This is a genomic window from Methylobacterium gnaphalii (assembly GCF_007992215.1).
GTDB lineage: Bacteria > Pseudomonadota > Alphaproteobacteria > Rhizobiales > Beijerinckiaceae > Methylobacterium > Methylobacterium gnaphalii.
On sequence record NZ_BJZV01000019.1, the window covers coordinates 13,015 to 36,836 of the forward strand.

The window sequence follows — 23,822 nt, forward strand, 5'->3', positions numbered from 1 at the left end:
GTCTATAACGGCAGGATCGCTGGCATGTGCGGGATCGTAGGCATCGTCGGGCGCGAGGCGGTGGCGGGGCAGGTGATCGAGGCGCTGCGGCGTCTCGAATACCGTGGCTACGATTCGGCCGGCATCGCCACCCTGGAACAGGGCCGGCTCGAACGTCGGCGGGCCGAGGGCAAGCTCTCCAACCTGCAGCTCAAGCTGGTGCAGTCGCCGCTCTCCGGCGCCATCGGCATCGGCCATACCCGCTGGGCGACGCATGGCCGGCCGAACGAGACCAACGCCCACCCGCACGCCACCGAGCGGCTGGCCGTGGTCCATAACGGCATCATCGAGAACTTTCGCGAGTTGAAGGCCGAGCTGCAGGCCGCCGGCGCACGCTTCGAGACCGAGACCGACACGGAAGTGGTCGCCCAGCTCGTCAGCCATCTGATGGGGCAGGGGCTCGGACCGGTCGCCGCCGTGGAAGCCGCGCTGCCGCGCCTGCGCGGCGCCTTCGCGCTCGGCTTCCTGTTCGCGGGCGAGGAGGACTTCCTGATCGGCGCCCGGCACGGCGCGCCCCTCGCCATCGGCTTCGGCCAGGGCGAGACCTATCTCGGCTCGGACGCGCTGGCGCTCGCCCCCTTCACCGACGAGATCACCTATCTCGACGAGGGCGACTGGGCGATCCTGACCCGCGACGGCGCGGAGGTTCGCGATATTGCCGGCAATGTGGTCGCGCGGCCCCGCCAGAAGATCGTGTCCCAGGCCTTCCTCGTCGACAAGGGCAACCACCGCCACTTCATGGTGAAGGAGATCCACGAGCAGCCCGAGGTGGTCGGCCGTACGCTCGCCCACTACGTCGACATGGCCAACGGCCGCATCGCGCTGCCCGAGGCGCTGCCCTTCGACTTCGCCCGGCTCTCGCGGCTCTCGATCACCGCCTGCGGCACCGCCTTCTATGCCGGGCTCGTCGCCAAATACTGGTTCGAGACCATCGCGCGGCTGCCCGTCGAGATCGACGTCGCCTCCGAGACCCGCTATCGCGAGCCGCCGCTGGAGCGGGACGGCCTGACGCTGGTCATCTCGCAATCGGGCGAGACCGCCGACACGCTGGCGAGCCTGCGCTATGCCAAGGCGCAGGGCCAGCACTCGCTTGCCGTGGTCAACGTGCCGACCTCGACCATCGCCCGCGAATCCTCGGTGGTGATGCCGACTTTGGCCGGCCCCGAGATCGGCGTCGCGTCGACAAAAGCCTTCTCCTGCCAGCTCACCGTGCTGCTCTGCCTCGCCATCGCGGCCGGCCGCGCGCGCGGCACGATCGACGCGGCGCGTGAGCGGGCGCTGGTCGATGCGCTGATCACCGTGCCCGGCCTGATGGCGGAATCGGTCAAGCTCGAACCGGAGGTCGAGGTCTTGTCGCGCGAGATCGCGAAGGCGCGCGACGTGCTCTATCTCGGCCGCGGCACCTCCTACCCGCTGGCGCTGGAGGGCGCGCTGAAGCTCAAGGAGATCAGCTACATCCATGCCGAGGGCTATGCCGCGGGCGAGCTCAAGCACGGCCCGATCGCGCTGATCGACGAGAGCGTGCCGGTGATCGTGATCGCGCCTCACGACGCGATCTTCGAGAAGACCGTCTCGAACATGCAGGAGGTTGCCGCCCGCGGCGGCCGGATCGTGCTGATCGGCGATGCCAAGGGGGCGGCCGATCACGGCCTCGACACGCTGGCAACGCTGACCATGCCAGATGTCGATCCGGTGGTGGCGCCGATCGTCTACGCGGTGCCGGTGCAGCTTCTCGCCTACCACACCGCCGTCTTCATGGGGAAAGACGTCGACCAGCCCAGAAACCTCGCGAAGTCGGTCACCGTGGAGTAGTCCTCGCGGCCGACGGCCACACCCGGTTCGAGATCGCCCCGGATGCCCCTCCCCGGCGTGGACATCGTCCCTCGAACTGGGTTTTGATCGTGGAGAGCTGCGCCGCCCGTTCGGCCGCGCCTGCCGATGCCAAGCGGACACCGTATGAAAATCGAGATCGTCCTCGGCGAGGTCGTGCTGAAAGGGGCTCGCGCCGAGCCCGCCCTGATGGACATCGAGGAGCTTCTGGCGACCCGACTGCTCGTCCAGGGCAATTCCGGCTCGGGCAAGTCGCACCTGCTCATGCGGCTGCTGGAGCAGAGCGCCGGCAAGGTCCAGCAGGTCATCGTCGACCCGGAAGGGGATTTCGTGTCGCTGGCCGAGCGCTACGGCCACGTCGTGATCGATGCGCGCCGGAGCGACGCCGAGATCGAGACCATCGCCCTGCGCGTGCGCCAGTCCCGCGTCTCGGCGGTGCTCGATCTCCAGAACCTCGAGGTCGAGGGCCAGATGCGGGCGGCCGGCATCTTCCTCAACGCCTTGTTCGACGCCGACCGGGAGCACTGGCATCCGGCCCTCGTCGTGGTCGACGAGGTGCAGCTCTTCGCGCCGGTGGAGCGGGGCGAGTTCTCCGAGGATGCGCGCCGGCTCTCCCTCGGCGCCATGACCAACCTGATGTGCCGCGGCCGCAAGCGCGGCCTCGCCGGCATCATCGCGACGCAGCGCCTCGCCAAGGTCGCGAAGAACGTCGCTGCGGAGGCCTCCAACTTCCTGATGGGCCGAACCTTCCTCGACATCGACATGGCGCGGGCCGGCGACCTGCTCGGCATGGACCGGCGCTCGACCGACATGTTCCGCGATCTCGGCCGCGGCCACTTCATGGCGCTCGGGCCGGCGCTCTACCGGCGCCCGACGCAGCTCCATGTCGGCGAGGTTGCGCTGCGCGCGCTCGGCGCGGCGCCGAAGCTCACGCCGCCGCCCGCCGAGGTCTCGCTGGAGGAGCGCGAGGCGTTGCTCGCGCCGGTGCCGATGACGGCACCCCGTCCGGTCGCGGAGCGCCGCGCCGCCGCGCCACCGCCGCCCTCTGTCAACGACATGCTGGCGCGCATCGCCGAGCGGCGCGAGGCCGACGAGGAGGAGCATGCGCCGCTCCCGGGCATGCCGCCGGAGGAGCGCGAGGCGGCCCTGCGCGCCATCGTCCAGGAGATCGTCGCCAACCCCGACAACGCCTTCGCGGACGAGCAGACCCTGTTCAACGCCTATTCCTACGCTCACCGCTTCAAGCGGCTGCCAGGTGCGGCCAATCGCGACGAGTTCCGGCGCCTGCTGGTGCTCGCCAAGGCGGGCGGTGACACGATGGACGCCTCCGACGAGCGCTGGCAGCAGGCGCTCGGCGTGGCGGAAGACGTGCCGGTCGAGGACCGTACCCTGTTCCTGCTCTTCGCCCGGGCCGCGATGAACCGCCACGAATGCCCGCCCGACGCCACCGTGGCGCGGATCTGCGGCACCCGCTCGGCGGGCCGGGCGCGAGGCATGATCTCGTTCCTGGAGCGCAAGGGCCACATCGCGGTGCGCTCGGGCTTCCGCAACCTGCGCACCGTGGCGATTCCGGCGCTGGGCTGGGAGACGGCACCGGGCGATCCCAATGCGCCGGACGACCCCTCCGACGAGCCGCGCATGGCGGCGGAGTAGAAGCACTCGCTCCCTCCTGCGGGGAGCGGACGCGGCGCGCTCGGGAAGCCTCGGAGTTTTTGCGCGGCCGTGTCGGCAGCGGCTAGCCTTGCCCGTCCTCGGGGAATCGGGTTCAGACGCCATGCTCTACGCCATCCTTTGCTATCACGACGAGAACACGGTCTGCGCCTGGAGCCGGGAGCAGGACGAGGCGGTGATGGGTCGGCTCATGGGCATCCAGCAGAGGCTCGCCCGGGAGGGCCGGCTCGGGCCGGTGGCCCGGCTGATGCCGACCACCGCCGCCACGACGCTGCGCAAGGACCGCGACCCGCCGCTGGTCGTCGACGGTCCCTTCGCCGAGACCAAGGAGCAGTTGCTCGGCTTCTACCTCGTCGAGGTCGCCGGGTTGGAGGAAGCCCTGGCGATCGCGCGGGAACTCGGCGAGGCCAATCCCGGCGGCGCCCACGAGGTCCGGCCGGTGGGCTACGCGCATATGGGCGATCCCGCCAAGGCGATCACGTCATGAGCGACCTCGACTGGATCGAGCAGGCGCTGACCGGCGCGCGTCCCGCCGCGGTGGCCGCCCTACTGCGCTATTTCCGCGATCTCGACACCGCCGAGGAAGCCTTTCAGGAGGCCTGCCTCAGGGCATTGTCGCACTGGCCGAAGAACGGGCCGCCGCGCGACACCGCCGCCTGGCTGATCATGGTCGGGCGCAATGCCGGGGTCGATGCTGCGCGCAAGCGCAGCCGGCTGGAGGCCCTGCCGGACGAGGACAAGCTCTCGGATCTGGAGGACGCCGAGGGCGCGATCGCCGAGCGGCTGGACGGCGCGCAGTATCGCGACGACATCCTGCGGCTGCTCTTCATCTGCTGCCACCCGAGCCTGCCGCGCACTGGTCAGATCGCGCTGGCGCTGCGGATCGTTTCAGGCCTATCGGTTGCCCGTATCGCCAGCGCCTTCCTGGTCGGCGAGAGCGCCATGGAACAGCGCATCACCCGCGCCAAGGGGAGGGTGGCGCGGGCCGAGGTGCCCTTCGAGGCGCCCGGCCCGGCCGAGCGCGCCGAGCGGCTCTCGGCAGTGGCCGCCATGCTCTACCTCGTCTTCAACGAGGGCTATTCCGCCGGCTACGACCAGGTTGAGGCCCGCGCCCCGCTCTGCGACGAGGCGATCCGGCTGACGCGGCTGCTCCTCAAGATCTTCCCGGCCGAGCCCGAATTGATGGGCCTGCTCGCCCTGATGCTGCTCCAGCATTCCCGCACGGCGGCGCGCTTCGATGCGCAGGGCGCCCTCGTGCTGCTGGAGGACCAGGATCGTGCGTCCTGGGATCGCGGCATGATCGGGGAGGGGCTGGCGCTTCTCGACAAGGCAATGCGGCACAACCAGCCCGGCCCCTACCAGATTCAAGCCGCGGTGGCGGCCCTCCATGCCCGCGCCACGACGGCCGCCGAGACCGACTGGGCGCAGATCGAGCACCTCTATGCGAGCCTGGAGCGGATGCAGCCTTCGCCCGTGGTGACGCTGAACCGGGCGGTCGCCGTGTTCAAGGCGCGCGGGGCAGAGGACGCACTCGCGCTGATCGCGCCGCTGGAGAAGGACCTGTCGGGCTACTTCTACTTCCACGGGGCGCGAGGCGCCTTCCTGAAGGACCTCGGCCGGCGCGAGGCGGCCCGCATCAGCTTCGACCGGGCGATCGCGCTGGCCGGCACGGCCGCGGAGGCGGCCTATATCCGGACGCAGCTCGACGGTTTGGGGGAGGGCGGCGCACGGGCGGCAGGGTCGAACGGAGTCAGCGAGCCATAGTGTTCGGCCGATCGCCTCCTTGCCTTGATCGTCCTCTCGAGCGCAGCGAAGCAATGACGAGCAGCTGTCTTTCGGCAAACCCCTTGGGACCAGGATGATCGAAACCATCGGCCTGCCGCTGGCGCGGCGGATCGCCCTCGCCGCGCAGGGTTTCGGCGCGAGGCGGCCGGAGACGCCGGGCACCGTGCATCTGCGCCGGACGCTCGATCGGCTGCATCTCCATCAGATCGACAGCGTCAACGTCCTCTCCCGCGCCCATTATCTGCCCGCCTTCTCCCGGCTCGGCCCCTACGACCGGGCCGAGCTCGATCGTCTCGCCTGGGGGCCGCGGCGTCAGCGCAGGCTGTTCGAGTACTGGGCACACGAGGCCTCGCTCCTGCCCTTCGCCTTCCAGCCCTATCTGCGCTGGCGGATGGCCAAGGCCGACCGTGGCGCGGCGGGCTGGACCCGGATGCGGGCCTTCGCGCGTGAGCGGCGCCCGGAGGCGATGGCGTTGCTCGATCGCATCCGTGGCGAGGGGCCGCTCGCGGCCGCGGAGTTCGAGGCCCATCAGGGCCAGTCGGGCTGGTGGGAATGGAGCGAGGTGAAGAGCGCGCTCGAATGGCTGTTCTGGGCGGGCCACATCACCACGGCCGCGCGCCGCGGGGGGTTCGAGCGCGTCTACGACCTGCCCGAACGCGTGCTCCCCGCCGAGGTGCTGGACCAGCCGACACCGTCGGAGGCCGAGGCGCACCGCTTCCTGATCGAGCGGTCCGCGGCCGCGCACGGCATCGCGACGGAGGCCGAGCTCCGCGACTATTTCCGCCTCTCGCCGGAGGAGGCGCGGCCGGCCATCCTGTCGCTGGCGGAGGAGGGGGTGCTGATCCCGGTCTCCGTGCCGGGATGGCGCCATGCCTGGCTGCACCGGGATGCGCGCCGGCCGCGCCGGATCGAGGCGAGGGCGCTTCTGGTGCCCTTCGACCCGCTGATCTGGCAGCGCGACCGCACGGAGCGACTCTTCGGCTTCCGCTACCGGATCGAGATCTACGTGCCGGCCGAGAAGCGCGTGCACGGCTACTACGTGCTGCCCTTCCTCCTCGGAGACCGCCTCGTCGCCCGCGTCGACCTCAAGGCCGACCGCCAGAGAAGCCGGCTCCTGGTGCAGTCCGTCCATGTCGAACCCGGTGCGCCGGCGCAGACCAGCGAGGCACTCTGGGCAGAACTCGGTGAGATGGCGCGATGGCTGGAACTGGACGGCGTCACCTCGTCCTCCGCTCGGGACGGTCTCTGATCCTGTCTGTGATGGACGCAGGGGATAGCAGCGCCCTCGCCGGCCTCGGGCCCAGCTCCTGCAGACGGCTCGCTCGCCACCCTACCCCGCTGTCGCATGGCCCCTCGCCCGGGGCGAGGACGTCGCTCGCGGCCTGCCGGCCTGGCATCGCCTCACTCTGCGCACCGCGTGGCCAGGCACGCTGATTCCGATTCGCCTCCGAGATTCCGTCGCTGGATTCCCAGGGCTCACATGGTCCTCAGGATGCGCTCAGCGCCGTCCGGCGCGCGCTGCCCTGAGTCAGGATTGAAGAGGACTCCGCGCCGCAGCGAGCACGGCACCACGCGCTGGCTGCGGCCGTATGACCTCTATGATGGCCGTGGAGCGTAGCGCCTCTGCTGCCACTGAGAGCGGTTCGCCGAACCGGGGAGGGCGCACGGACTTGAGACGGAGCAGGCGACCGGTTACCTCTTCACAGGACCCGAAACGCCCGAGCTTCCAGCAGTCCTGCGGTCCAGAGTTCCTTCCGTGGCGCCCACCATCTCGCCGATCCCGGACCCAGAGCCGCTCTCCTCGAAGACACGGGTGAGCGCGCGCGGCCGGCTACGCACCTATTTCCTCACCGGCGTCATCGTCGCCGGGCCATTGGCGATCACGATCTACATCACCTGGTGGATCATCGCCCTGATCGATGGCTGGGTGAAGCCGCTGGTGCCGGCGATGTACCTGCCGGATCACTACCTACCCTTCTCGATCCCCGGGCTCGGCCTCGTCATCGCCTTCGTGGCGGTGACGATGCTCGGCTTCCTGACCGCGAACCTCGTCGGCCGCTCCGTGGTGGAGTTCGGCGAGGTGCTGCTCGCCCGCACGCCCGTGATCTCCGGGCTCTATCGCGGCCTGCGCCAGATCTTCGAGACGCTTTTTTCGGCCAACGGCACCTCGTTCCGCACGGTCGGGCTGGTGCAGTTCCCGGTGAAGGGAACGTGGTCGGTGGTGTTCCTGTCCGCACCGGCCGGCACCGAGGTCCAGAGCGCGCTCGCCCGCAACGACGGCAGGCCGGAGGGCGAGGGGCACGACTATGTCGGCGTCTTCCTGCCCTGCGCGCCGAACCCAACCACGGGTTTCTTCTACTACCTGCCCCGCTCCGAGATCATCGAATTGAACATCAGCGTCGACGACGCGGCCAAGCTCGTGATGTCCGCCGGCGTGATCCAGCCCGAGGACCCGCAGGGACGCCTCAACGCAATGGCCGCGACCCTGCGCTCGGCCCAGTCCGAGCAGGAGCAGGCCAACGAAAAAGCGCGCCGGGAACCGGCGCGCCAGGACGCTTCGATCTCGATGTAGGCCGAGGGTGGCCGGCTCAGTGATGGATGCTGAGCGACGCCTTCTCGGCAGCGATGGTCGGCGGAGCCGCCTCGGCCATCTGACCCGCGGGGGACCGGGACGGCGATCCCGCCCAGTTGGTGGTCATCTGCGCCGTTAGCAGCAGAGCGAGCACCGCGCAGAGGGCGTTCGCGGCGATCCGGAACGGGCGGGCTGAGAGGCGCACGCCTTCCATCAGGTCGTCCGAAGGGGTCGAGGCCACGATCTTATCGGAGATCGGTAACAGCCACGGCTCGCTCGCCAGAGAGTTCGCGGAACCCATCTCGTGGGCGCCCGGCAGGTTCTGGAACAGTCCTGCAGACATGTCCGATCTCCCGTTTCCATCTGTCGCAGGCCAATGTGAACGGCCTTTCGTTCATCTCCAGTTAATCGGCGAATACGTTCATTTCAAGTTCATGAAGGCCACACTGCCTGCCCTACTGCACTCAAGCTTGCTGGCACAGAACTTCAAGTTATCTGCCTATCCAATTGTCAGATAATCATAAAATGGAATCGTTGCATTTTGAGCTAGTCTGTTCGGGTGCGGCGTGGGCGCGCAGTCTGCCACAGTGTGAACCTGTTCAGGATCGGATTTCTGAACGCGCCGGACCGCCGCGAATCTGAACGGTCGGCAGCAGGCGCGTGGCTGACTGCCTGCTTCGATCCGGCCCGTCTCCCGGTCGATCTCTGAGGAATCGCGTGGGAAGGGCCGGGCAGCGCTTCACCCAGCCCCGAGCAGCCGGATCGCCGCGTCTCGCTCGAACAGGTAGAGCAGCACCCGGAGCGCCTCGCCGCGCTCGCTCCGCAGGGCCGGGTCGCGCTCGACGATCAGCCGGGCATCGTCCCGGGCAGCCTCCAGCAGATCACCGTCGCTCTCGATCCGGGCGAGGCGGAAGGCTGCGGCGCCCGATTGGCGGGTGCCGAGCACCTCGCCCTCGCCGCGAAGGCGCAGGTCCTCTTCGGCAATGCGAAAACCGTCCTCGGTCTCGCGCATCATCTCGAGCCGGGCCTTGGCGACCTGTCCGAGGGGGCCGCGGTAGAGCAGCAGGCAGGAGGACGGCTTCGACCCACGCCCGACGCGGCCGCGCAGCTGGTGAAGCTGGGCGAGGCCGAAGCGCTCGGCATGCTCGATCACCATGATTGTGGCCTCCGGCACGTCGACGCCGACTTCGACCACCGTCGTCGAGACCAGGATCCGGGTCTCCCCCGAGGCGAAGCGTTCCATCGCCGCGTCCTTCTCCGGCCCGGGCATCTTGCCGTGGATCAGACCGACCCTGGTGCCGAACTCCTTGGCGAGGTCGTCAAAGCGTTCGGCCGCGGCGGCGAGATCGACGAATTCGGATTCGGCCACGAGCGGGCAGATCCAGTAGACGCGGTCGCCTGCCTCCAGCGCCCGGTGCAGCCCGACGACCACCTCGTCGGTGCGCTCGATGTTGAACAGGATCGTCTTGATCGGCTGGCGCCCGGCCGGCTTCTCGTCGAGCACCGAGACGTCCATGTCGCCGAAGAAGGTGAGCGCCAGGGTGCGCGGGATCGGCGTCGCGGTCATGACCAGGATGTCGACCGCCTCGCCCTTGGCCCCGAGCGCCAGGCGCTGGTGCACGCCGAAGCGATGCTGCTCGTCAACCACGGCGAGGCCGAGATCGGAGAAGACCACGCTCTCCTGAAACAGCGCATGGGTGCCAACCAGGATGTCGATCTTGCCCTCGGCGAGGTCGGAGAGGGTGGCACGGCGCTCGGCAACCCGGTCGCGGCCGGTCAGGAGCCGGATGCGCAAGGCCCCGACGAGAGGCGTCAGCCGCTCGAAATGCTGCCGGGCCAGGATCTCGGTCGGTGCCATCAGCGCCGCCTGCCGCCCGGCCTCGACGGCCGAGGCCATGGCAAGCAGCGCCACCGCGGTCTTGCCGGAGCCGACATCGCCCTGGAGCAGGCGCAGCATGCGCCGGTCCGAGGCCATGTCGGCCCGGATCTCCTCCACGGCGCGCCTCTGCGCGCCGGTCAGGGCGAAGGGCAGGGCGGCCTCGATCCGCTCCCTGAGATGACCGTCGCCGGCATTGGAGCGGCCGGGTTTTCGCCGCGCACGGGCCCGCATCAGGGCCAGCGCCAGTTGCGAGGCCAGGAGCTCATCATAGGCGAGGCGGCGGCGGGCCGGCGTCTGCGGCGGGGTCTCGCCCTCGGCGACGGGGGGAGCGGCGTCCACGGGATGATGCTCGGCGCGCAGGGCATCGGCGAAGGGCATCAGCCCGTTGGCCTTGAGCCAGGCCGGGTCCTGCCATTCCGGCAGAACCGGCAGCCGGTCGAGGGCGCTGTGCGCCAGACGGCTGATGGCGCGCGAAGTCAGTCCCTCGGTGGCTCCGTAGACCGGCTCGACGGCAGGCAGATCCGAGAAACCGGCTTCGTCGATGATGCGGGAGGGGTGCACCATCTGGCGCATGCCGTCCCACAGCTCGATCCGCCCCGAGATGTAGCGGTGGCTCCCGAGCGGCAGCATCTTCTCGACCCGCGCCCGCGGCATGCCGAAGAAGACGAGGCTGATATGGGTGCCCGCCGCATCCTCCACCAGCACGCGATAGGCGCGCCGTCCTGCCGCCGGGGCGCGGTGCTCGACGACGGTGACGCCCAGCGTCACCGGCTCGCCGATCGGCGCCTGCGCGACTGCGCCGACGAGCGGGCGCGCGATGCTGCGCTGGGGCAGGTGGAACAGCAGGTCGACGATGCGCGCCGGCCGCTCGTCGGTGCCGAGCAGCTTCTCGATCAGCGGTGCCATCTTCGCGCCGACGCCGGGCAGCCCACGGGCCGGGGCGAACAGGGCGTCGAGGAGACTTGGACGCAGGCGGGGGGAGTCGTCGGTCATGGGAGCGAGGCTGTGTAGGCCGGGGAGGATATGGCGTCACCCGCCTGCCGTCGCGTCCCTACGGCCCTGGACACAGGCCAATTTCGGCTGCCTTGCCCTTTCTATCCTCTCTCCCGCTCTTCCGGGGCGCCGCAATGATCCCGGACTGGCGGCGCGTCGAATGGCCCGCGGCTGCGGGAGGAGCGACGTGACAGGTTCAGGCAATCGACCCTGGATCCCGTGATCACCGGATGCCGGGATCCCAGGATCAGCCGATCCCGTGACCGTGCGGTTTCGCTCGCCCTGCCGCCTCGGCTAGACTCCGCCATCCCCTATGGAGCCCGTCATGTCCGGCACCACCCGCACCAGCGCCGATCTCGACCCCCGCCGCCGCCGCACGCTGTTCCGCGCCTGGCATCGCGGCATGCGCGAGATGGACCTGCTGATGGGCCGCTTCGCGGATGCCGAGATCGGCGCCTTGTCGGAGGACGACCTCACCGCCTTCGAGGCGCTGATCGAGCTGCCCGACCGGGATCTCCTCGGCTGGCTCACCGGGGAGGCTGCGACCCCATCGAACTACGACACGCCGGTGTTTCGCCGCCTCAAGGCGTTCCACCGCCACGATTCCCCGATCCATTCCTGAGCCGAGGCCGGTGCAGGCGGACCTGTCCGGCCACATCGTCCCGCCTTGGAGGACGGAGTGCAGCGTCACGCTGGAGGCCTGCTCGATCGTGCCGTGTGCGACCTCCCTCACCTAGGGAGGGGAGGACAACAGCGCCGCCCCCCTTGACAAATTTCCTATTACATGATTGAAGTCCGTCACCAGCCTCCCGCCCGTCGGGGGAGCGCCGCGGGGTCGAGGGCGGTGTTCCGGGGAGGCTTGGGCGATGCCCGCGTCGGTGGTCTCACCCATCGCCGCCCCGGGCGGGAAGGGTCGACGCAAGGTCTGCCCGGGCTGTGGCGGGGTTCGGCGAGGAAATGCGCCGGGCTTTGGCCGACCCTGCCTGGGCGACACCGAGATGCTGTCGGCATCGTCCACTACGGGGCGGTGCGCACGGAAGGAGGTAGCCACGCAACTTCCTCGGGATGGGGGCGTCCTGCCAGACAGGAGCCCGGCACCGGGGCGTGTTGAGCGACAGGTCGACATCACCGAAGACATCGCGACGCAAAACCGGTCCGGCCGCCCCTCACGACGGGCGCCAGGACCGCGGGACGCCGGGGACCCCCGCCTCTCGTGACCACGCGTGTCGACATGGGTCCGCGGCGTCCCGCGTCTCCCCGATCCATAACCACGGCGGAGATCGTCCGCGCGGGGACGAAGACGCGTGCCGGCATCTCCCCACGTGGGAACCTCGACCGGCCGGCCGGGCTTGCCCGACACGTCCCGGACAGGCATGCGGCGGCGCGACGTCGAGGGCGCGCATCGCCCCCTGACCAAGAACCCCGTTTCGAGCTACATCCCGCCGGACATGGCCAAATCCGCCCCTGCACCCGCTCCGAAGCAGCCGGTCGCGCGCTTCGCGCTGCCGAAATCCGCTCCGCTGACCAAGGCGATCGAGGCGCTGAAGCGCGGCGACAGCCCGACGCTGGCCAGCGTGCCCGACGGGTTCGACACCATCGTCGTCGCCGATCTCGCCCGCGCCTTGGGCGCCGGCTTCGAGGGGCCGGCGGTGCTCGTGCACGTAGCGCGCGATTCCAGCCGCTCCAACGCCTTCCAGACGGCGCTGAAATTCGTCGCCCCCGAGATCGAGGTGATGAACTTCCCCGGTTGGGACTGCCAGCCCTACGACCGCGTCTCGCCCAATGCCGGCATCGCCGCCCAGCGCATGACGGCGCTCTCGCGGCTGACCCGCTCGCGCTCCTCGGAGGAGAAGCCGCGCATCCTCTGCACCACGGTGAACGCCCTGGTGCAGCGCGTGCCGCCGAGGGACCGCATTGCGGTGGAGACGTTTTCGGCCTCGGCCGGCAGCGTCGTGCCGATGGCGAAGGTCCAGGAATGGGTCGAGGCCAACGGCTTCCTGCGCACGGGGACGGTGCGGGACACGGGCGAATACGCCGTGCGCGGCGGCATCCTGGACCTGTCGCCGCCCGGCCTGCCGAATCCGATCCGCCTCGATTTCTTCGGTGACACGCTGGAGACGATTCGCGCCTTCGATCCGGAGACCCAGCGTACCGTCGGCGCGCTCCGCTCCCTCGATCTGGTGCCGATGAGCGAGGTGCAGCTCGTCACCGAGACGATCCGGCGTTTTCGCCAGGGCTACATCTCGTCCTTCGGCGCTACGACCCGCGACGATCGGCTCTACGAGACGGTGAGCGAGGGCCGCCGCTATGCCGGCCTCGAACACTGGATGCCGCTCTTCTACGAGCATCTCGACACGCTGTTCGACTATGTCGGCGGCGTGCCGCTGATCTTCGACGCGCAGGCCGAGGACGCGGCCGCCGAGCGGCTCTCGCTGATCCAGGACTATTTCCAGGCTCGCGACGAGGCCCAGAAGACGCCGCAGGCCGGTGTCGCCCCCTACAAGCCGCTGCCGCCGCGCGCGCTCTACCTCACGCCGAACGAGCTGAAGGAGCGCATCGCCACGGTTGCCGTCGCCCGGCTCACCCCCTTCGCGCAGCCGGAATCCAGCGAGCGCGCGGTGATCGATTGCGGCGCCAGGGCCGGCCGGAACTTCGCGCCGGAGCGCGCCGACGAGGCGGCCAGCGTCTTCGATGCGGCGGTCGCCCACATCAAGGATCTGCAAGCGTCCGGTCATCACGTGATCCTCGGATCCTGGTCCGACGGCTCGCGCGACCGGCTCTGCGGCGTGCTCTCCGACCACGGCCTGAAGAAGCCCGTCGCCATCAACACGCTCACGGCCGTGAACGCGCTCAAGCGCGGGACCGACGTGGCGGTGGCTGTCTGGGGCCTCGAATCCGGCTTCGTCATCGACCGGCTCGCCGTCGTCTCCGAAGGCGACATCCTCGGCGACCGGCTGGTGCGCCAGAAGCGCAAGTCGAAGCGCCCGCAGGACGTGATCCTGGAGGTGCAGGCGCTGCAGCCGGGCGACCTCGTCGTGCATGCCGACCACGGCATCGGCCGCTTCGTGACGCTGAAGACTGTGCATGCCGCCGGCACGCCGCACGATTGCCTGGAGATCCAGTACGCCACCGGCCTGCTCTTGCTGCCGGTGGAGAATATCGAGCTGCTGACCCGCTACGGCTCCGAGGATTCGGAGGTGGCGCTGGACCGCCTCGGCGGCAGCGGCTGGCAGGCCCGCAAGGCCCGGATGAAGAAGCGCATCCTCGAAATGGCCGGCGCCCTCATCAAGGTCGCGGCCCAGCGCTTCGTGAAGCAGGCCCCGCGCCTGCACCCGCCGGAGGGGCTCTACGGCGAGTTCGCCTCGCGTTTCCAGTTCGAGGAGACCGAGGACCAGCAGAACGCCATCGACGCGGTGCTCGACGACCTGAATGCCGGCCGCCCGATGGACCGCCTGGTCTGCGGCGATGTCGGCTTCGGCAAGACCGAGGTGGCGCTCCGCGCCGCCTTCGCGGCTGCGATCTCAGGCAAGCAGGTCGCCGTCATCGTGCCGACGACGCTGCTCGCCCGCCAGCACTACCGCAATTTCGCCGAACGCTTCAAAGGCCTGCCGGTGCAGGTGGCGCAGCTCTCGCGCTTCGTCTCGGCCGGCGACATGCGCCAGACCCGGGCCGGGCTCGCCGACGGCACCGTCGACATCGTCGTCGGCACCCACGCGCTCCTGGCCAAGAACGTCTCGTTCAAGAATCTCGGCCTCATCATCGTCGACGAGGAGCAGCATTTCGGCGTCTCCCACAAGGAGCGGCTGAAGACGCTGCAGGCCGACGTCCACGTGCTGACGCTCTCAGCCACGCCGATCCCGCGCACGCTGCAGCTCGCCATGACCGGCGTGCGCGAGCTCTCGATCATCGCGACGCCCCCGGTGGACCGCCTCGCGGTGCGTACCTTCGTGACGCCGTTCGATCCGCTGCTCATCCGCGAGGCGCTGCTGCGCGAGCGCTACCGGGGCGGGCAATCCTTCTACGTGGTGCCCCGCATCGAGGACCTCGCCGAGGTCAAACGCTTCCTCGACCAGGAGATGCCCGAGACCACGGTCGCGGTCGCCCACGGTCAGATGGCCGCCGGGCAGCTGGAGGACGTCATGACCGCCTTCTACGAGGGCAAGTACGACGTGCTGCTCTCGACGACGATCGTCGAATCGGGGCTCGACATCCCCACCGCCAACACGCTGATCGTGCACCGGGCCGACATGTTCGGCCTTGCCCAGCTCTACCAGCTGCGCGGGCGCGTCGGCCGTTCGAAGGCGCGCGCCTACGCCCTGTTCACGACGCCGGCCAACCGCCAGCTCACCACGCAGGCCGAGCAGCGCCTCAAGGTGCTGCAGACGCTCGACACGCTCGGCGCCGGGTTCCAGCTCGCCTCCCACGACCTCGACATCCGCGGCGCCGGCAATCTCCTGGGCGACGAGCAGTCCGGCCACATCAAGGAGGTCGGCTACGAGCTCTACCAGCAGATGCTGGAGGATGCCGTCACGGCCCTGAAGGCCGGCATCGAGGAGCCGGAGGAGGAGGCCTGGTCGCCGACCATCGCGCTCGGCGCGCCGGTCACGATTCCCGAGGATTATGTCGAGGACCTCACCGTTCGGCTGGGCCTCTATCGCCGCCTCTCGACGCTGGAGAGCGATGCCGAACTCGAGAGCTTCGGCGCCGAGCTGATCGACCGGTTCGGCAAGCTGCCGCCCGAGGTGGAGCAACTCCTCAAGATCGTGACCATCAAGCTGCTCTGCCACGAGACCAATATCGAGAAGGTCGAGGCTGGCCCGAAGGGCATCGTGATCCAGTTCCGCGACCGGAAGTTCGCCAACCCGCAGGGGCTGATCGCCTACGTCACCGAGCAGGCCTCCTTCGCCAAGGTCCGGCCCGACATGAGCATCGTGTTCATCCGCGAGCTCACCAGCATCCCGGCGCGTCTCAAGGAGACCACGAATATCCTGAGAAGCCTCGCGAAGATCGCGGGGAAGGGAAAGAAAGCCGCCTGAAACGAAAAAGGCGGACCTCCTGGCCCGCCCGTCATCGTTTCGTTGCCCGAGGGCCCTAGAGTTCAGGCTCGTTGAGCACGTAGGGCCCGATGCGACTCTTGAGATCGACCGGAGCACCGGCTGGCATTGATTCGCCATCCATCTCGATGACGGGGATGCCGCCGCGCTTCATCCGCTCACGCAGACGGGCCGCGAGGCGCTCGTAGGCGGCGTCGCGACGATGGGAGCTTTGGAGGACGACGGCGGCGGGCCGCGCGATCACGTCGAGCACGTCGTCGCAGGCTTCGATCGAAGCGGTGACGCTGGCATAACCGAGCCCTGCGAGGTCGGCGGCCAGGGAATGGTCGGCGAGGCGGACGCCGTCGTCGACGACTAGCACTTGCTGCAGCGCACCCATAAGCGTTGCTGATACCTCAGATAGCCGGCCCAGGAAAGGGCCGCAGCGCAATAACTCCCATGGCCACGATTGGTTCGCGGGCCGTATTCGTCGCGAAACGATGCGACATCAGGGGTAGGCGAAAGGTGAACCAAAGTGCCAGATCGGACTGATTCGGCTGCGACCACCACCGAACGGCCTCTGCAATCGCCTGATAAAATTGAGAAAATTTTCAAGCCACATCAAAGCAGTGGGCAGCGGCGTCATGCAGGCATGTGCAGGACGGTGTGAAGGTCAAGCCTGTCCGGAAGAGCCGAGGACAGTACCGAGAGCATGGCCCGCTTCCGAGACGAGCGCCGTGGCAAGCCCTGCCGCAACCACTGGTACGTAGGGGCTCGGCCGCCATGCCTCGGCCGGCTCGGGAGCCGGAATTCCGCGATGCAGCGGGGCGCAAGCACAGGCTTGCCCCCAAAAGGCGAGGCGGCCTTCGCCGTCTCGGCGGATGGCGATCAGTGATTCGGGCAGGGCAAGGCGCTCGGGCGCGGCCAGGACGAGGGCGAGATCGCGCGCCGTGCCGCGGCGGCCGGACAGGATCGCGGTCTCGTCGAAGGCGACGGTCTCGATCACGGCCTCGACGCGCAGCGCCTGATCGGGCCGGCGGCTGCGGTTGGGGAAGCGGACGGGCGCCCGATGGGCCAGGCCGACCGAGCGCAGGGTCGAGGGCAGGGTGCGTCCGGCGAGGTTGGCTTCCAGGAAGCCGGGGGCAACGAGGTGGGTCGGCATCTCGCGCGCCAGGGCCGTGGCGAAGGCTGCCCCGTCGAAGAGCGGCAGGGTTTCGAGGCTCGCCCCCGAGACCAGCGCCGCAGCGAGCCCGGTGGCGAGGCCGCGCAGGTCGTGCGGCCCGATCAGGCTCAGGATGCGCTCGTCGGGTTCGACGCGCGTGGCCACGAGATGCGCCGTCGCGGCCGCGACCAGGGAGCCGAAGCCGCGATGGACCGGCCGGCCGGGATCGCCCGCAACGAAGCTGACGATGCCGGTGCCGGCGGGCGCGTGAGCGGGTGCTGCGCCCGGCTCATTCGAGGCGGCGGCGCGCTCGTCGAGCACCATGCCGTCGAGATTGATCACGCCGTCCGGCACGTCCGGCCCGAATGCCGCGACGTAGCGCAGCCCGAAATAGCGCGCGGCGACCGCGCAGATCCGCTCGGCGGGCGCCGCCATGCCGAGGCGGGACTGGGTAAGGATCGCAGAGACCCCGACGCCCTGAACGGCGGCGACGAGGGTGTCCTCGTCCCAGGCGACGGGCAGGAGGCAAGGGGTATGGCCGGCGGCTTCCACTGCGAGCAGGGCGAGCGCGCTCTCTGCGCTGCCGGGCAGGCACAGACCGATCCGGCTTCCGGGTGGAAGCCGCCAGCCGCGCAGGCCGCGAGCGAGCCGGTCGACGATTTCGGCGGCGGCGGCGTAGGTCCAGGTGATCGCGGGCCGGCCGCTCCAGAGCGGCTTGTCGGCCGGATCGATCAGGGCGATGCGGTCCGGATGGCGCCGGGCGGTCATGCGCAGCAGCGCGCCGAGCCCGATCCGCGCCATCACGGGCGTACCCAGCGTCTCAGCCCCCGTGACAGCCCAATGCGCAGACACCTGGACGCATCTCCGATCCTGTCCCAGGTGATGGCGCGGTTATGGTTAAGCGGACGTTAAACACCGCCCTCGAGGGGTGTCGCCGAACCGGCCAGGGCGCGACCATCGCGGCCGCCTGCGCTCTTCCGATTCGGCCCGCATGAGTGTACGGCGCAGACGTCATGCCTTCGCCTCATTACGGGGGGAAAGCAGGCCGCGCGATCATTCGACAGGGCAGTGGGTTAGCTGAGCCAGCGCCTCAATGCCCGCGAAGGTCCGGCTTTTCGTGACGGGGCCGACCCGTCGCCGGATGGCCGGATCGCACCAGTCCCGCTGGTCTCCGGACAGCAACGTGCGTCACCACAGCCGCACCACGAAGCGACGATTCGAATCCGTTGAAGGGGTCATGAAGCCGATGTTCCTTGCAAACCGTCCCGCGCGCCCGCTGCGCATGGCCGCGCTCATCGCCCTGGCGGGCCTCGGCGCCGGCCTTGCCAGCCCGTCCTTCGCCCAGGGCAACAAGAAGGCCGCTCCGGCGGCTCCCGCGCCTGCTGCCCCGGCCCCTGCCGCTCCCGGCGCCCAGCCGGCTCAGGGTGCTGCCCAGCAGGCTGGCCCGCAGATCATCGCCGTCAAGTCCGAGCCAAGCCAGGACAAGTGGACCAAGGTTTGCGGCAACGACAAGAACTCGGGCACCGACGTCTGCTACACCACCCGCGACTTCGTCTCGGATAACGGCCAGCCGGTTCTCGCAACCGCGGTCTACGACATGAAGAACGCGGCCCAGAAGCAGGAGGTCAAGGTCGTCCGCTTCCTGCTGCCCCTCGGCCTGATGCTCGCCCCGGGTATCCGCTTCAACGTCGACGGCAAGGAGCTCACCGCGGGCAAGTTCGCGGTCTGCTTCCCCAACGGCTGCTTCGCCGAGGCCGGCGGCGTCTCGGCCGAGTTCATGAACGCGCTCAAGAAGGGCACCACGCTCAACGTCGCGGTTCAGAACCAGACCCAGAAGGAAGTCATCTTCGCGGTGCCGCTCGCCGGCTTCGGCGCGGCCTTCGACGGCCCGGCCATGGACCCGAAGGTGCTCGAGGAGCAGCAGAAGAAGCTGCAGGCCGAGCTCGAGAAGAAGAGCGACGACATGCGCAAGAAGCTCGAGAGCCAGGGCGGCGCGGCTGCAAACGCTGCACCGAAGCCGTAAGGCCCGAGCCTTCGCCCTCGACCTGAGATTTCGGGTCGAGGGGGATCACACCAGGATACGAAAAAGGCCGGGCAGCGCTGCCCGGCCTTTTTCGTATTCTAGGATCTTGGATCGCTCAGTTCGCCTGGCCGGCCCGCACCCGGTAGGCCCCATCCGGCGCCCGGTCGAACACCTCCGGGATGCCGGCGTGGCGCAGGGCCTCGCCCGACATGTCCGGCACGAGGTTCTGCTCCGAGACGTAAGCGATGTACTCGCTGTCCGCATTCTCGGCGAGCAGGTGGTAGAAGGGCTGGTCCTTGCGCGGCCGCACCTCCTCCGGGATCGCCTCCCACCATTCCTCGGTGTTGGCGAATTCCGGGTCGACGTCGAACACGACGCCGCGGAACGGATAGATTCGGTGACGGACCACCGCTCCGAGGTTGAACTTGGCGGTTCTGATCAGGTCTTCGGGCATCGCAGTATCGGCCATGGTCGATAAATAGGCCGGCTCATCGTTCGTGTCACCCGATCCCAGCCTGCGACAGGATCACGGCAGCTTGTAGACCTTTGCCAGCTCCGGGTCCTTGTCGGCGACGAGTCGTGCGAGGTCGACGATGACCTTGGCCTGTTTCCAGGTGGCATCGTCCTGCATCTTGCCGTCGAGCATCACCGCGCCAGTGCCGTCGGGCATCGCCTCGACGATGCGGGCGGCGAAATTCACCTCGTCGGGATCGGGCGCGAACACCTTCTTGGCAATGGCGACTTGGCTCGGATGCAGCGTCCAGGCGCCGGCGCAGCCCATCAGGAAGGCGTTGCGGAACTGGACCTCACAGGCCGCGGCGTCCGAAAAATCGCCGAACGGACCGTAGAAGGCCTTGATGCCGTTGGCGGCGCAGGCATCGACCATGCGGGCGATGGTGTAGTGCCAGAGGTCCTGCTGGGCCGAGACGCGGGCCTCTTCGCCCCGGGCGTCGGCGATGACGCGGTACTCGGGATGACCGCCGCCGACGCGGGTGGTCTTCATGCCGCGGGACGCCGCGAGATCGGCCGGGCCGAGGCTCATGCCGTGCATGCGCGGGGAGGCGCAGGCGATGGCGTCGACATTGGCGACACCCTCGGCCGTCTCCAGAATGGCGTGGACCAGGATCGGCTTCTCGACCTTGTGGCGCGCCTCGAGCTGGGCGAGCAGCTGGTCGATGTAGTGAATGTCCCAAGGCCCCTCGACCTTCGGCACCATGATCACGTCGAGCTTGTTGCCGATCTCGGCCACGAGCTCGAACAGGTCGTCGAGAATCCAGGGCGAGTTCAGGGCGTTGATGCGGGTCCAGAGGCCGGTGCCAGTCTTGGCGAAGTCGACCTCCTTGCCCATGGCAATGAAGCCTTTGCGCGCGGCCTCCTTCTGATCTGCCGGCACCGCGTCCTCAAGGTTGCCGAGCACCACGTCGACGGTCGCGGCGAGATCGCCGACCTTGGCGCGAACCTTCTCGTTGTGCGGCGGCACGAAGTGGATCATCCGCTCCAGCTTCACCGGAAGCTCGCGGAACGGCTCGGGGGCCCCGGCGGCGAGCGGCTGGAAGAAGCGGCGCGGAAGTTTCATGCGGGTCAGCTCCGTAAGGCGCGGGTTTGTGCCTCCCGTAGTTCACCCTCGGCCTCCGCGTAAAGGCTACCCAAGTACAACCATGAGGCCATACGCGCGGCGAAGCGCTCGGCGATGATGACCACGATCTGCAAGGGACGATTGGGTTCGCCGCCGGGAGGCCGGCTCGGCGTTGCCCGCATGCGAATCAGCGAGGCCGGCAGCCGCCGGTTTCATCGGAATCGGGTGCGGTGCCGCACAGCGATGCGCGCGGTGAGCGCTGCACTGCGAAAACCTCGGAACTGGCCGATGGCCAGAGTGTTTCTGGGTCGAGGCGGCAACGAGCGCTCAGGCGCAGATGCAAAGAGGCAGTCAGGATAAGGCAGTCGGACCGGGTGGTCCTGAACTGGTCTCCAAAAGCTTTTCTCAAGAAGGCATTTGGGAACTCTTGATGGGTCATGATTTCGTGGACATCGTATGATGGCCGTGTCGTCGTGAGACTGCTTTCGTCCCCGGGGAATCGCCATGACTACAGAATTGACGACGATGAGCGCGAGCCGGCGCGGAGCTGTGACAGGCGCAATCCTGCTCGCCCTCGGTCTCGGTCTCAACGACGGCGCGCTCGCGCGCTCCCCGGCGCAGCACCAGCGCCCGCAAGCCGGCGAGAAGGCATCGCCGAAGCCGCAATCCCCCGATCCGCTCCAGCAGGGGAAACAGGAGCGCACGCCGTTCACGGCGCAGGAGACGGCCACCGCCAAGCCCGAGGGATTGCCCGGGCCACTGAGATTTTTCGGCGACGACCCGGCGGCCTTCCGCACTGTCATCGGCGAGGCCAAGGCGGCACATGATCCCTGGCTCGTCATCTCCGGGGGCGGCGAGAACGGTGCCTTCGCCGCCGGCATCCTCAGCGGATGGTCACAGGCCGGCGACCGTCCGGCCTTCGGCGTCATCACGGGGGTGAGCACGGGCGCGCTGATCGCACCGTTCGCCTTCGTCGGCTCCGAGGCGGATGCGGCGCTCAAGCAGAACTACACCAAGATCACCGCCGCCGACGTGTTCGAGTTCGGAGGTACCAACGCCGCGCTGACGGATACTTGGCCGCTCAAGGAGCGAATCGAGAAGTCGGTCACGCCCGATCTGCTCAAGGCGATCGCGGCCGAGCATGCCAAGGGCCGGCGCCTCCTCGTCGCGACGACGCAGGTCGAGACCGAGCGTCCGGTCGTGTGGGACATGGGCGAGATCGCCACCCTCGCCTCTGGCGCCGATGGCCGGCAATACGGCGAGAAGGCCCTGAAGCTGTTTCGCGAGATCGTGCTCGCCTCCACCGCCGTTCCCGGCGTGTTCCCGCCCGTGATGATCGATGCCGTCACCGAGGGCGGCAAGCGTATCCAGGAGATGCATGACGACGGCGGCTCCCTGGCGCCATACTATCTGGCACCGGCCGCAACGCTTACCGGGGCACCGGATGGCGGTTCGCCGCTTCCGGCGAGTACGGTCTATCTCGTCATCAACAACAAGCTGACGCCGGAATTCGGTCTCGTGCCGCGCACGGTGCTCGGCGTGCTCAGCGGCACCGTGTCGGCGGCGATCAAGGCGCAGACGCAGAGCGCTCTCGCGATCACCCGGGCCTACGCCGCCCGGACGCATCTCGACCTTCGCGTCGCCGAGATCGATGCCCGCTTCGACAAGACCTCGCCGGGTCCCTTCGACCCGAAATACATGAAGGCCCTTTTCGAGCATGGCGAGGCCCTGGCGAAGGCTGGCAAGGCCTTCCCGGAGGCCCGGATTGCCTCGCCGAAGGGGCGCTCCGACATTGTGAAGGGCGCCGAGACCATACCGCTGGATGATCGCACCCTCGCGCAGCGCTGAACCCTCGGTCAGCGCCCTCGCATCAGCGTGGGGGCGCCGAGACGGGGCAGCACACCCTCACGCATCACCGCCCGCCTGAGCGGACCGATCGTGGCCATGGCGAGCAGCCCGAGCCCGCGCAGGGCGTCGACCGGCAGGAGATCCGCCAGCAGGCTACGATTGAGCCAGTCGACCGCCGTTCCCCGCAGCCGCGCGTCGACGGCCCGGCCTCGCGCGAAGCCGGCAAGCGCCGCCCGGCTTCCCGGATCGCGCCTCGCCTCGCGGGCGGCAACGACCGCGTCACGAAGACCGGCAGCGTCGCGCAAGCCGAGATTCAGCCCCTGCGCGCCAATGGGCGGAAAGACGTGAGCAGCCTCGCCGATCAGCGCGAGGCGTTCGGCGACCGGCGTCGAGACGGACAGCCCGCGCATCGGCACAAGTCCGCGCGGGCCGTCGATCCGCATGGCGCCGAGCATCGCCTGAGCCTGGCGCTCGACCGATGCGGCGAGGGCCACGTCGTCGAGGGTGGAAAGGCGACGGGCCGGGGCCTCTCCCATCATCCAGACGAGGCTCGAACGATGGCCGCCGGGCAGCGGCACCAGCGTGAAGGGTCCCGAGCGCGTGTGAAACTCGGTGGAGACGTCGCGATGGGGACGGTCATGACCGAGGATCGTCGTGATCGCCGCCTGCGGGTAGGACCAATCGCGCACCGCCAATCCCGATGCGCCCCTGAGCGGTGAGCGGCCGCCATCCGCCCCGACGATCAGGCGGGCCTCGACCCCGTCGCCATCCTGGAGCCTGATCTGCGCACCGTCGGCGTCGCGATGGCTCTCGGTCGCGTCGCTCTCGAAGACGGTGAGGTTCGGCGCCGTGTGCGCGAGCCTGCGCAGATCGTTCACCAGCCGGGCGCTCTCGACGTTCCAGCCGAAGGCGTCGAGCCCGATCTCGGAGGCGACGAAGCGGGCAGGGGGCGGGCGAAACAGGCTGCCGGTGTCGTCGACGAGATGGAGTTCGGCCAAAGGTGCCGCGTGCGGAGCGATCGTCTGCCAGGCTCCGAGTGCATCGAGGAAACGGACAGACCCGTCGAGCAGAGCTACGGTCCGGCCGTCGGCGACGGGCGCGTGCCGCCCGACCAGCGCCGTGGCGATGCCCTCGCGCGCCAGCGCCAGTGCAGCGGCGAGCCCGGCGGCTCCCGCTCCGACCACCGCCACTTCGAAGCGAGTGCTGCTCGACACCGTGCACCTCAAGGGAACCCGTGGCGCGGCTTTCGCAACGCGCCTCCCGTCCCTTGCTTACAGAGGCGGCGCGGCGGCCGGGTCAAGACCGCGTCTCGCCCTCCTGCGGTCCCCGCGTGTTTTCCCAAGACCGTGGAGGCCAGCCGGTCAAAGGCGCGTCACGGCCCGGATCGAGGTCACCGGCCCGATGCCATGGG

Annotated in this window: 17 protein-coding genes; 10 read left to right on the top strand and 7 right to left on the bottom strand. The window is 69.1% G+C overall.

The annotated features are described in order from the left end of the window. Positions 1-24 precede the first annotated feature (24 nt). From glmS to MGN01_RS16320, 6 genes are all read left to right on the top strand, one after another. Entirely contained in the window at positions 25-1,851 is a 1,827-nt protein-coding gene (gene glmS / locus MGN01_RS16295) for a glutamine--fructose-6-phosphate transaminase (isomerizing) (protein WP_147047881.1), read from the top strand. A gap of 144 nt (positions 1,852-1,995) precedes the next feature. Continuing rightward, on the top strand, positions 1,996-3,522 hold the full coding sequence (locus tag MGN01_RS16300; RefSeq protein ID WP_147047882.1) for a helicase HerA domain-containing protein: 1,527 nt from the start codon (positions 1,996-1,998) through the stop codon (positions 3,520-3,522). Positions 3,523-3,643: 121 nt separating this feature from the next. Continuing rightward, complete coding sequence (locus MGN01_RS16305) at positions 3,644-4,027, top strand: YciI family protein (protein ID WP_147047883.1); 384 nt, start codon at positions 3,644-3,646, stop codon at positions 4,025-4,027. Continuing rightward, positions 4,024-5,304 (top strand): RNA polymerase sigma factor, encoded by a 1,281-nt coding sequence (locus tag MGN01_RS16310; RefSeq protein WP_147047884.1) that lies wholly within the window; start codon positions 4,024-4,026, stop codon positions 5,302-5,304. The genes MGN01_RS16305 and MGN01_RS16310 overlap by 4 nt, the downstream gene beginning before the upstream one ends. A gap of 94 nt (positions 5,305-5,398) precedes the next feature. After that, positions 5,399-6,574 carry a winged helix-turn-helix domain-containing protein gene (locus MGN01_RS16315; protein WP_147047885.1) on the top strand — a complete coding sequence of 392 codons (1,176 nt, stop codon included), beginning with the start codon at positions 5,399-5,401 and terminating at the stop codon, positions 6,572-6,574. Between the two features lie 507 nt (positions 6,575-7,081). Next, positions 7,082-7,897 (top strand): DUF502 domain-containing protein, encoded by an 816-nt coding sequence (locus MGN01_RS16320; protein WP_147047886.1) that lies wholly within the window; start codon positions 7,082-7,084, stop codon positions 7,895-7,897. Positions 7,898-7,913: 16 nt separating this feature from the next. On the opposite strand, the gene MGN01_RS16325 is transcribed toward MGN01_RS16320, so the two are convergent. Both MGN01_RS16325 and recG read right to left on the bottom strand, forming a co-directional pair. Continuing rightward, positions 7,914-8,240, bottom strand: a complete 327-nt coding sequence (locus MGN01_RS16325) for a hypothetical protein (protein ID WP_147047887.1) — start codon at positions 8,238-8,240, stop codon at positions 7,914-7,916. Between the two features lie 396 nt (positions 8,241-8,636). After that, entirely contained in the window at positions 8,637-10,769 is a 2,133-nt protein-coding gene (gene recG, locus MGN01_RS16330) for an ATP-dependent DNA helicase RecG (protein WP_147047888.1), read from the bottom strand. A 325-nt stretch (positions 10,770-11,094) separates the two neighbouring features. Between recG and MGN01_RS16335 the strand changes: the two genes are divergently transcribed. Continuing rightward, positions 11,095-11,391, top strand: a complete 297-nt coding sequence (locus MGN01_RS16335; protein WP_147047889.1) for an FAD assembly factor SdhE — start codon at positions 11,095-11,097, stop codon at positions 11,389-11,391. An 826-nt stretch (positions 11,392-12,217) separates the two neighbouring features. Continuing rightward, positions 12,218-15,805 (top strand): transcription-repair coupling factor, encoded by a 3,588-nt coding sequence (gene mfd, locus MGN01_RS16340; protein ID WP_147047941.1) that lies wholly within the window; start codon positions 12,218-12,220, stop codon positions 15,803-15,805. 55 nt (positions 15,806-15,860) lie between these two features. On the opposite strand, the gene MGN01_RS16345 is transcribed toward mfd, so the two are convergent. Together MGN01_RS16345 and MGN01_RS16350 are read right to left on the bottom strand one after the other, a co-directional pair. After that, positions 15,861-16,202 (bottom strand): hypothetical protein, encoded by a 342-nt coding sequence (locus MGN01_RS16345; RefSeq protein WP_147047890.1) that lies wholly within the window; start codon positions 16,200-16,202, stop codon positions 15,861-15,863. A gap of 273 nt (positions 16,203-16,475) precedes the next feature. After that, entirely contained in the window at positions 16,476-17,765 is a 1,290-nt protein-coding gene (locus tag MGN01_RS16350) for an AMP-binding protein (protein ID WP_147047942.1), read from the bottom strand. A gap of 445 nt (positions 17,766-18,210) precedes the next feature. On the opposite strand from MGN01_RS16350, the gene MGN01_RS16355 reads away from it, so the two are divergent. Next, a complete protein-coding gene (locus MGN01_RS16355; RefSeq protein WP_147047943.1) occupies positions 18,211-18,987 on the top strand; it encodes an invasion associated locus B family protein in 777 nt (258 codons plus the stop codon). Positions 18,988-19,102: 115 nt separating this feature from the next. Here MGN01_RS16355 and hspQ read toward each other — a convergent pair whose 3' ends face one another. Together hspQ and MGN01_RS16365 are read right to left on the bottom strand one after the other, a co-directional pair. Further along, positions 19,103-19,441: a heat shock protein HspQ gene (gene hspQ / locus MGN01_RS16360; RefSeq protein WP_147047891.1), complete on the bottom strand. Its 339-nt coding sequence runs from the start codon at positions 19,439-19,441 to the stop codon at positions 19,103-19,105. A gap of 72 nt (positions 19,442-19,513) precedes the next feature. Continuing rightward, positions 19,514-20,563, bottom strand: a complete 1,050-nt coding sequence (locus MGN01_RS16365) for an HpcH/HpaI aldolase/citrate lyase family protein (RefSeq protein ID WP_147047892.1) — start codon at positions 20,561-20,563, stop codon at positions 19,514-19,516. 504 nt (positions 20,564-21,067) lie between these two features. On the opposite strand from MGN01_RS16365, the gene MGN01_RS16370 reads away from it, so the two are divergent. Further along, complete coding sequence (locus MGN01_RS16370; RefSeq protein WP_238258284.1) at positions 21,068-22,411, top strand: patatin-like phospholipase family protein; 1,344 nt, start codon at positions 21,068-21,070, stop codon at positions 22,409-22,411. Between the two features lie 8 nt (positions 22,412-22,419). Here the strand turns inward: MGN01_RS16370 and MGN01_RS16375 are convergent, their stop codons facing one another. Next, the gene (locus tag MGN01_RS16375; protein ID WP_147047893.1) at positions 22,420-23,625 is read right to left on the bottom strand and encodes an FAD-dependent monooxygenase; all 1,206 of its coding nucleotides are present in this window, start codon (positions 23,623-23,625) and stop codon (positions 22,420-22,422) included. Positions 23,626-23,822: the final 197 nt, after the last annotated feature.

What these genes read in the sequence shown, in the direction of transcription:
- glmS (WP_147047881.1), top strand. Translation starts at nt 25, where the DNA reads ATGTGCGGGATCGTAGGCATCGTCGGGCGCGAGGCGGTGGCGGGGCAG.
- MGN01_RS16355 (WP_147047943.1), top strand. Translation starts at nt 18,211, where the DNA reads ATGTTCCTTGCAAACCGTCCCGCGCGCCCGCTGCGCATGGCCGCGCTC.
- MGN01_RS16345 (WP_147047890.1), bottom strand. Translation starts at nt 16,202, where the DNA reads ATGGGTGCGCTGCAGCAAGTGCTAGTCGTCGACGACGGCGTCCGCCTC.
- mfd (WP_147047941.1), top strand. Translation starts at nt 12,218, where the DNA reads ATGGCCAAATCCGCCCCTGCACCCGCTCCGAAGCAGCCGGTCGCGCGC.
- MGN01_RS16365 (WP_147047892.1), bottom strand. Translation starts at nt 20,563, where the DNA reads ATGAAACTTCCGCGCCGCTTCTTCCAGCCGCTCGCCGCCGGGGCCCCC.
- hspQ (WP_147047891.1), bottom strand. Translation starts at nt 19,441, where the DNA reads ATGCCCGAAGACCTGATCAGAACCGCCAAGTTCAACCTCGGAGCGGTG.
- MGN01_RS16325 (WP_147047887.1), bottom strand. Translation starts at nt 8,240, where the DNA reads ATGTCTGCAGGACTGTTCCAGAACCTGCCGGGCGCCCACGAGATGGGT.
- recG (WP_147047888.1), bottom strand. Translation starts at nt 10,769, where the DNA reads ATGACCGACGACTCCCCCCGCCTGCGTCCAAGTCTCCTCGACGCCCTG.
- MGN01_RS16335 (WP_147047889.1), top strand. Translation starts at nt 11,095, where the DNA reads ATGTCCGGCACCACCCGCACCAGCGCCGATCTCGACCCCCGCCGCCGC.
- MGN01_RS16370 (WP_238258284.1), top strand. Translation starts at nt 21,068, where the DNA reads ATGACTACAGAATTGACGACGATGAGCGCGAGCCGGCGCGGAGCTGTG.
- MGN01_RS16310 (WP_147047884.1), top strand. Translation starts at nt 4,024, where the DNA reads ATGAGCGACCTCGACTGGATCGAGCAGGCGCTGACCGGCGCGCGTCCC.
- MGN01_RS16300 (WP_147047882.1), top strand. Translation starts at nt 1,996, where the DNA reads ATGAAAATCGAGATCGTCCTCGGCGAGGTCGTGCTGAAAGGGGCTCGC.
- MGN01_RS16350 (WP_147047942.1), bottom strand. Translation starts at nt 17,765, where the DNA reads ATGGCGCGGATCGGGCTCGGCGCGCTGCTGCGCATGACCGCCCGGCGC.
- MGN01_RS16315 (WP_147047885.1), top strand. Translation starts at nt 5,399, where the DNA reads ATGATCGAAACCATCGGCCTGCCGCTGGCGCGGCGGATCGCCCTCGCC.
- MGN01_RS16305 (WP_147047883.1), top strand. Translation starts at nt 3,644, where the DNA reads ATGCTCTACGCCATCCTTTGCTATCACGACGAGAACACGGTCTGCGCC.